Below are 1,144 nucleotides of genomic sequence, written 5' to 3'. Positions count from 1 at the left end.
GGCAGGGCTGTTAAGTTCTTTGCTTTTTTTACATTAGTGCCAAATTTTCTCTGGTATGACGCTCTATGAAGCCTTTGCGGCTCTCCCCGACCCCCGGCGTGCCGAAGGACGACGCATTGAATTGGCACAACTGCTGACCTTAGTGGTCATCGCCAACCTCTGTGGCCATCATGGCTACCGACCTGTCCACCGGTTTTGCCGCCTGCATGAGCCCTTACTGCGTCGGCAATTGGGACTCAAACACGGCATTCCCTCCTATGTCACCCTGCGATCGGTGCTCACCAAATTGCCCCAACAGACACTCATCGAGTGCTTCAACACCTGGGCGGCGGCCACCCAACCGCTGACCCAGGGCGAGTGGCTCAGTGGCGATGGCAAAGCCTTAGCCTCGACACTCACCCATCAGCAAGATGCTGGTCAGGACTTCCAACTGATGGTCAGTTTCTGGAGCCAGCAAAGTGGCCTGGTGCATCGGCTGGCGAGTTATGCCAACGCCACGGGCGATGAGCGGGAGCAGGTCCGCAGCTTGCTGAGCCGATTGCAGGACCAAGGCGTCATTGTGCGTCTGGATGCGCTTCATACCCAAAAAAACGATTGAGATGCTTCAACAGACGCGCAATCACTATGTGCTTGCGGTCAAAGCCAACCAACGCAAGGTGTTGACCCATCTTCAACACGCCGTGACCCATCAGCCGGTCTGGAGCACCTTCCGAGCCGCTGAACGGGCACATGGTCGGCACAGTAGCTGGCAAGTGCGGGTCTACCCAGCTCAGCCCGGCCCGTTGACGCAATCCTGGCGGGGCTTAAGTTGCTTTATTCATGTGCAACGCCAGCGGGTGATCCAGGGGCAGCTTCGGCAGACCGATGCCTATTTTATGAGCGATCTGGTGCTGAGTGCCTCCGAGTTTGCTCAGGGCATTCGCGGGCATTGGGGGATCGAAAATAAGCTGCATTGGGTCAAAGACGTCGTTTGTGGGGAAGACACCAACCGAATCCGCCACAAGAACGGTGCGGTCAACGTGGCCGTTTTGAGCACGATGGCGCTAAATCTGCACCGCAAGGCAGGCCACAACTCGATTACCGAGGGGCAACTAAAATTTGGCAGTAATGTCAAAGAACTCATCAAACTCATCAGAACTTAACA

General features: G+C 56.1%; 1 pseudogene. It reads left to right on the top strand.

Annotation, left to right across the window (positions count from 1 at the left end):
- Window positions 1–55 precede the first annotated feature (55 nt).
- A pseudogene (locus ACO2Q8_RS29315) lies at window positions 56–1,142 on the top strand (ISAs1 family transposase).
- Window positions 1,143–1,144 lie beyond the last annotated feature (2 nt).

The sequence above is a fragment of the Larkinella sp. VNQ87 genome (assembly GCF_049445795.1).
Classification (GTDB): Bacteria; Bacteroidota; Bacteroidia; order Cytophagales; family Spirosomataceae; genus Larkinella.
This window is presented reverse-complemented; position numbering and strand designations above follow the sequence as displayed.